Genomic DNA, 6674 nt, shown 5'->3' with positions numbered 1-6674 from the left:
TAAGTCGGAAATTTCGATTCCGTAGGCGAGGCAGTTTTCATTCATGCCTCTTAATCTACCATTTACGTGTACTTATTTTTTACAGTAGCAGGATAACTCCTGTGAACGTTTACGGAGCGATCAACCTTAAGAGTATCCACAGGTAAACGGTGGAGATAGTTTAACGATGAATATCCCGTGCCAAAATCATCAATGCTAATTTGAATCCCTCGCTCTTTCAACTGGCTGAGTAGACTAATCGTAGATTCAATGTCTTCAATCAACATACTTTCGGTAATTTCTAACGTCAGGCAACAACTATTCAAGTGGGTTTGAGTGAGAATGAGATCGACTTTTTCTAGCAGATCAGTCTGCCGTAAATCTTGTGCCGAGAGATTGACACTTACCCTCATAGAAGAATGCTCAGGGAAAGCAGTTTGCCATGCTGCTAGTTGATAACAGGCTGTACGAATAGCCCAATAATCCAGGGACGTGATCAGTCCAATTTCCTCAGCTATAGCGATGAATTCTCCTGGTAATTTCAACCCCTGGGTTGGGTGTTGCCAACGAATCAGTGCTTCAAAGCCAACAAGATGTCCAGTGTCCAGAGCAACAATTGGTTGATAGTGAAGCACAAATTCCTGGCACTTAAGCGCTCGGCGCAGATCGTTTTCTAAATGCAGTCGATTTAAAGCTTGAGTATGCATCTCAGTATCAAAAATTTCATACCGTGCTTTGCCTTTGTTTTTTGCCCGATACATGGCAATATCAGCATCTCGCAACAGGTGGGAGGCTTGAACGTAGTCTTTTGTACCCAACACAATACCAACGCTAGATGTCGTATATACTTCACGCCCTTCAATTATTAGGGGTGTTTGCAACTCTGCAAAAATCCGTTCTGTTATGCGAAGTACTTCTTGAATATCCTTAATTTCTTCAAGTAGGATCACAAACTCATCGCCACCCAGTCGAGCTGCGAGATCGATTTTTCGGAGCGTGGCTTGCAGTTTTTGAGCAATGGCAATGAGTAATTGATCCCCTGCTAAATGCCCCATGCTATCGTTGATGACCTTGAATCGATCAAGATCGAGAAATAAAACAGCAAAATGATAATTTTCGAGACGGTTGGCTCGTTGAATAGTTAATTCCAACCGTTCCATGAAGAGATGGCGATTGGGCAACCCCGTTAGCCCATCGTGGAGGGCATCATGTTTCAACTGATTTTGCACCCGGCGACGTTCCACTAGTTCCAATTGTAACTGTTGGTAAAGATTGGCCTGTTGAATCGCAATCTCCAGTTGGTCTGCGACGGACTGGGCTATTTCAATCTGGTTATCTCTCCAGGTAAACCGTTGTTGAGGCGCTGTAATCGTGAAACTGCCCCACAGGGTATCTTCAATCACCAGGGGAATGAGTAACCAAGCGCCGGGTATGAGTTGGGCGACTTCCTGGTTAATCTCATCGTCCAGGTTCGTTGTATCTTCCACCCGTACAATCTGCAACTGCTTGAGTTGAGCCGCAAAGGGATTACCCACATCGGGAATCTCAAGACCAATAACTGTTGGAGTGTCTGGATTGTGGTGAAATTCAGCGATATGTTTCCAAATACCCTGTTCTGGCAGATATTGCACTACAGAGCAGTCCAGGTTTTTCAAAAGTTGCGCTGTTTCTGCCGTAGCGGTGGCAAAAATGGTGTCTAACTCAAGGGAGTTGCGGATGGACTGGAAAACTCGATTGAGGGCTTGTTCACGTTGAATTTGCTCCTGCAATGTCGTGATGTCTCGCCCGGTCGATTGAATTTCGGTCAACTGCCCATGCTCATCAAAAATCCCCAAGTTAATCCACTGTGTCCAGCCAATCTGGTTATTGGAGCGATAGTCCTGATTGATGCTTTCAAAGATTGGGTTTTCTGGAGTGAGTGCTGCAATTTTGCGATACAACTCGTCTAAATCCTTTGGAGGTACAAAGCTACTCCATCGCCATCCAATCACATCCTCCAAAGATCGATCCAGAGCAAGGCACAGAGAATCGTTAGCAAAGGTAATGGTGGTGTCCGGCAGTGATCGCATAATCAAATCCGTTTGTACCTGGATCACCTGGCGGTAGCGGCGTTCACTTTTGAGCAGAGTATTTTCGACGATCTGCTGTTCTAAATCCCGGCGTTTGCGATCGCTAATATCTTGAAACGCAACAATCGCATACGTCACCTGACCCTGATCACCAAAAATCGGGGTTGCCCAAACCTCTAGAGAAACCACCCGATCACCGCGATGAATTTCTAGATCGTCAACCCAAACCTTTTCCCCAGCCAGAGACCGAGTACTGGGTAACGCTTCAAAGGGATAGAGGGTCTGACTGCCCTCACGGTAGAACTGGAAGACTTCTGAGAGTTGAGCTGGACTCAGTTCTAATAGGTGATCAGCGCCTAGCAATGCCCGTCCGATATGATTTATGTAAATAAGTTGCCCTGTTGAATCGTGGACAGCAATCGCAATGGGGGTAGCATCTAGAAATTGAATTAGACGGCTTTGGCTTTCTGATAAAGCCGCACTTGCTAGATTGGATTCTACCAAACACTTCACATTCTCTGGCGTATTTTCCCAATCCTCTGAAGAAATCTGCTTGAGGGAGAAGGGTTGCTGTTTTTCCATAAATGAAGCATTGGCAACCTAGTGAAACGTGAGTTCGACGAGTTAAAAAAGGCACGTATATTAAAAATTACAAGTTATAAGTTATATATTCAAATTTTAGACTGCGCTAAATAAGTTCTGATATTGAATCGCTCATCTGCTTTTGCAAACGCTGGCGGTTATCATCATATTTTAAGACCAACATTTATTTACAACGTGTCCCAATTTACACGTATCCCGGCTTTACCCCAACACGAGCGGAATTTCTTTAATTTGACCGCTCCCATCATCAAAACCGCGCAACAAATACCACAACCGCGCCCACGGTTGGCGGCCTATTCCAGAGTGCAACCGCACGATGAACGGCTGCAAGATTATTTCAGCTTTAACTAGTAGTAAAAATAATCGAAATGGTACATTTAATAAGGCTGAGTTATCCTCTTGTGAATTCAAGGGGCCCTGACTTGGCCTCTCAATTTTGGTAGTTGCGCGATTTGGGCTGGACAATGGCTTACTCCAGTCCTGTAGCGAAAGCGCTAACTTTTAAAGTCTCGATCTCCCCTTGTTAACTCACCCCAGAACTTGATAGCCTTAATGCACGTTATAATGTTTGGTCTTGATTTGTTGGTTGGGGTGAGTTAACAAGGGGCAATCGCAAATTGACCGCATCTGGCAGTACCTCAGAGAGCAGCGCGGCAACGGTCAAGGTGAGGGATAAACCAGGATTTTGAAGCATCAGGCATTTAACTATTTACTCACATTTGAATAGGGGAAATTATGAGAACAGCTATCGTTTGTTACGATTTAAAAAACGTCAAGTCAGGCGACAATGCTCGCGTAAAGGAAAGACTTGAATTGGAAGACACTGCTACAACCTTTCAAGCGTTAAATGTCAACTCATTATTTCCTGATCGGGTTAATTTGCATTTGCCTAACACTACACTCTACCTGAATGTCAGCAATCCCTCGGTTACTAGTAAACAGATTGCAAACGACGTCTACAGTCTTATTCAGTCTGTAGGCGCAACACCCGACAAAGTATATGTTGCATTTATTACAGAAGATTTCATATTGAATGCTCCGTAAGGATAACCTCAAAGCGCGATCGCGATGGCGTACCCGCCCGCCAAGAGTGCGATCGCAACTTCCACGAGCTACTTCCGACTTCCACCAACTAGTAACTGAAGTTGGAAGAAGAAGAAAGGAAGTTAGCGCAACGCGCACTACAGAACCCAAAACGTGAGAGACTTTCGGTAAAAAGTTTATTTCACCGACTACCACCCGCAGCGCAAAGCTCCCGCAAAGATATTCGTGGCTGGCAAGCGGAGCTTGGGTTGAGAGCGGCTTATCAAGTAAAAAGCGCGTAAATGAAGGAATCACTGCTCAGTTCACCCCGGTTAATAGATGTATATATGGTGAAGTGCTAACAGGAATGTGACTGTAACCCTGATATCAGCGCTGTCATAAAGTCCGCTTATGATTTAAGCCCCAAACCCTGATTCTTTGGTAATCAACCATCTCTGCATCGCCATGTAGATTCATAAGCAAAACATAATTCCCAAGCTTTCCAGCAAACCGTCACGAGATAATCAGTGTTTAGGTCGTATACGCCGGAATAGTGAGAGAATGGATACGTGAATTCTGGCTCTGCGTGGGGAAAATTGGCTAGTCGTCAGGTTTATCGGAAAAATGGGTTTAAAACCCCGTGTTTCCAACACGGCTTTAAAGTAATGAGTAAGGAGTAATGAGTAATGAGTGGATGAAAAATAGGTATTTACTCATTACTCATTACTCCAGAATCACCGTGCGTTCACGGCGGTGAGGATGTCAAAATTGTCCATCAACAGGCATAAAAAGTAGACATCGCTATCACCAAGAACAGCATCGTTTGAACCCCAAAAACAAACAATTCCCCACACCAAAAAAGGTATAGGGAATTTCAGAGAAGGAATGCGTGAATTTTGGCTCTGTATGGGGTTTATTGGCGGACTTGTTATTGATGCTTCTGCCGTGGGTGTCCGTGCTGCCGTAGCAGTGCCGTAGGCTACGACCTATACAGGGTATGGATTGCCGTGATTGCTGCCGTATGCCGTGTCCACTCAGAAAAGCCAGTAAGACATCCCTTTTTATGACCACGGCATCACGGCAATCCGTTTACCAATCAGGCAGGGAATAGCTATCATTACCGTCAGAATTTATCTTCTCAGTCTTAACTAATTCAGCTACTCCATCAATTAATTCTGACTCTGAATAACCAGATAACCTGTCTGCTTTCTTCAAATCGCGTAATGTTTTTGGCGTTTTCGACTTCACATTCTGGAAGTATTCATAAATCTTTTTAGCTACTTCAGATAATGGCTTTGGATGTACATTGTGAGCAGCATTTAAATTAAATTCTAGGTCAAATACTCTATCTAGATATTCCTGCTCCGAAGCAATCGAGTTGACTTTATTAGATAAAATGGGCATTAATGCCACAACAAAACCACCAACAGAAGCAATCATAACTGGGCGGAGGTTTTGATAAGAGACTGCTTTAATATCCAAGTATTTAGACTTAATTTGTTCTCGTTCTTGTTTACCTGGAATAATGTCACCTCTATTTAAAATCAACTCCAGTACCCCATAAGATTCTTGTTCCCTTCCATTCTTGATATACCTGTTACCTAACAACAATAAATTGAGACAGAGACGAGTTTGAGCGTCCATCTTTTCAATGCCCAAAGCCGCCAAATTAAAAGACTGTAGGGAAGCAATAAACTTAGTATTAAACTCTCGACCAATCAGCAGAACATCAAGCAATTTACTCCCATAATTCCAATCCGAGTAATGCTTGCTTAATTGGTCAGCAATCACTAACCAGTCATCCAGAATTAGAATCAATGGTGGTAAGGATTCACGCTTTGATTCTGGTAGTTGCTTACGCTTTTTGTAGTTGAGATAAAAGCGGTCAATGACTTCTTTAGCTAGGTCTGGGTTTTCCCCGTCAAAAACAATTACCCTTTCTTTCTCTCGCAAACCGCAAAAACTATCATTTTTAGCACTAATTACCCAAATATCAGCATTAGGGGAATCTGCCAAGATTTTCTGAATTAAGTAATTGAGCGTTACCGATTTACCGCTTCCTGGTGCGGCAACTAAAGCAGTGGAACTATCGGCTCTGGCTAGGGCTTGCAAAGTATTTAGGGCAAGAGATTCTGATGGGTCAAGGCTAATTGCAGTATTTTGTCCTAATGTCTGCTGTTCAGAGCCAGTAACTTTATCGTCACCCCTGGCGATATCCTGCATTGATTGCCCCGGTAATGCGCCGACTGGTTGACCCGTTACCTGTTGCAGTTGCACCCGTGCTTCTGCCTCTGCCCTTAACCTCACTTGCTCCTGAAAGATGGCTAACTCTTGCGGTGTCATCTGTGACAACTGCGCCTCTCTTACCCGTCTATTCTCAGACCATTGGTGGAATTCGTAATCTAGTTGTGCGCTATATGCTTCCTTATGGAGCCTTAACCCTGACCAAAGTTTAGAAATTAACCAATTGCTACGAATTTCTTCCCTAACAGAGGGTATTAGTTGTAGCAATCGCCATTCCCTAGCTTTGGATAAGGTAAAAGCTCTTCCTAGAAAAAACACTGAAGCTAATCCCCACAAAGCCTTATCCGGGTTACTTGGGGGGATTATTCTTAGACGGGTAGCTTTGGTAGGCAAGAAGTTATCACGCTGAAACTCTGGGTTAGCTGGTGCATAAGAAGAGGCATAAAACTCAGCTTCGGGCATTATGTAACGCTTGTTGGGAGTGCAGTACCTTTGACGGTTAACCGGATTAGTGAGTGTTGAGGGGATGAAGCAATATTCAACCAAACTAATCTGAGTTCCTGTAAATGATTTTGCCCCAAAAATTAACCCGATGGTTGCCAGCACCCCCACAGTAATATTGTTGGCTGTTCCTGAACGCAAGTATTCTTCAAATTGTTTGCGTTTCATTGGTTTGTTCCCCTGACGATTGCTGCAATCACCAACAACACAAAAGCACCTACCCCAATCAAGCCCCAAGGTATTTCACTCTTGGGA

At 43.9% G+C, this 6674-nt stretch carries 6 protein-coding genes; 2 read left to right on the top strand and 4 right to left on the bottom strand.

What is annotated here, in order from left to right; genetic code table 11:
* Nucleotides 1-62: 62 nt before the first annotated feature.
* The 3 genes from H6G97_RS42565 to H6G97_RS55115 all read right to left on the bottom strand — a co-directional run bounded on the left by H6G97_RS42565 (nucleotide 63) and on the right by H6G97_RS55115 (nucleotide 3345).
* Nucleotides 63-2630 carry a sensor domain-containing protein gene (locus tag H6G97_RS42565; protein ID WP_190946576.1) on the bottom strand — a complete coding sequence of 856 codons (2568 nt, stop codon included), beginning with the start codon at nucleotides 2628-2630 and terminating at the stop codon, nucleotides 63-65.
* Between the two features lie 222 nt (nucleotides 2631-2852).
* The gene (locus H6G97_RS42560; RefSeq protein ID WP_190946575.1) at nucleotides 2853-3062 is read right to left on the bottom strand and encodes a hypothetical protein; all 210 of its coding nucleotides are present in this window, start codon (nucleotides 3060-3062) and stop codon (nucleotides 2853-2855) included.
* A gap of 148 nt (nucleotides 3063-3210) precedes the next feature.
* On the bottom strand, nucleotides 3211-3345 hold the full coding sequence (locus H6G97_RS55115; protein WP_277883429.1) for a hypothetical protein: 135 nt from the start codon (nucleotides 3343-3345) through the stop codon (nucleotides 3211-3213).
* Nucleotides 3346-3386: 41 nt separating this feature from the next.
* On the opposite strand from H6G97_RS55115, the gene H6G97_RS42555 reads away from it, so the two are divergent.
* Nucleotides 3387-3695 carry a hypothetical protein gene (locus H6G97_RS42555; RefSeq protein WP_099102958.1) on the top strand — a complete coding sequence of 103 codons (309 nt, stop codon included), beginning with the start codon at nucleotides 3387-3389 and terminating at the stop codon, nucleotides 3693-3695.
* The gene (locus tag H6G97_RS42550; protein ID WP_190946574.1) at nucleotides 3685-3852 is read left to right on the top strand and encodes a hypothetical protein; all 168 of its coding nucleotides are present in this window, start codon (nucleotides 3685-3687) and stop codon (nucleotides 3850-3852) included. The genes H6G97_RS42555 and H6G97_RS42550 overlap by 11 nt, the downstream gene beginning before the upstream one ends.
* A 911-nt stretch (nucleotides 3853-4763) precedes the next feature.
* On the opposite strand, the gene H6G97_RS42545 is transcribed toward H6G97_RS42550, so the two are convergent.
* Nucleotides 4764-6587, bottom strand: coding sequence for a P-loop NTPase family protein (locus H6G97_RS42545; RefSeq protein WP_190946573.1), 1824 nt, complete (start codon nucleotides 6585-6587; stop codon nucleotides 4764-4766).
* Nucleotides 6588-6674: the final 87 nt, after the last annotated feature.

It is taken from the genome of Nostoc flagelliforme FACHB-838 (genome assembly GCF_014698065.1).
GTDB lineage: Bacteria > Cyanobacteriota > Cyanobacteriia > Cyanobacteriales > Nostocaceae > Nostoc > Nostoc flagelliforme_B.
This window is presented reverse-complemented; position numbering and strand designations above follow the sequence as displayed.

What these genes read in the sequence shown, in the direction of transcription:
- H6G97_RS55115 (WP_277883429.1), bottom strand. Translation starts at nt 3,345, where the DNA reads ATGCTTCAAAATCCTGGTTTATCCCTCACCTTGACCGTTGCCGCGCTG.
- H6G97_RS42545 (WP_190946573.1), bottom strand. Translation starts at nt 6,587, where the DNA reads ATGAAACGCAAACAATTTGAAGAATACTTGCGTTCAGGAACAGCCAAC.
- H6G97_RS42555 (WP_099102958.1), top strand. Translation starts at nt 3,387, where the DNA reads ATGAGAACAGCTATCGTTTGTTACGATTTAAAAAACGTCAAGTCAGGC.
- H6G97_RS42550 (WP_190946574.1), top strand. Translation starts at nt 3,685, where the DNA reads ATGCTCCGTAAGGATAACCTCAAAGCGCGATCGCGATGGCGTACCCGC.
- H6G97_RS42565 (WP_190946576.1), bottom strand. Translation starts at nt 2,630, where the DNA reads ATGGAAAAACAGCAACCCTTCTCCCTCAAGCAGATTTCTTCAGAGGAT.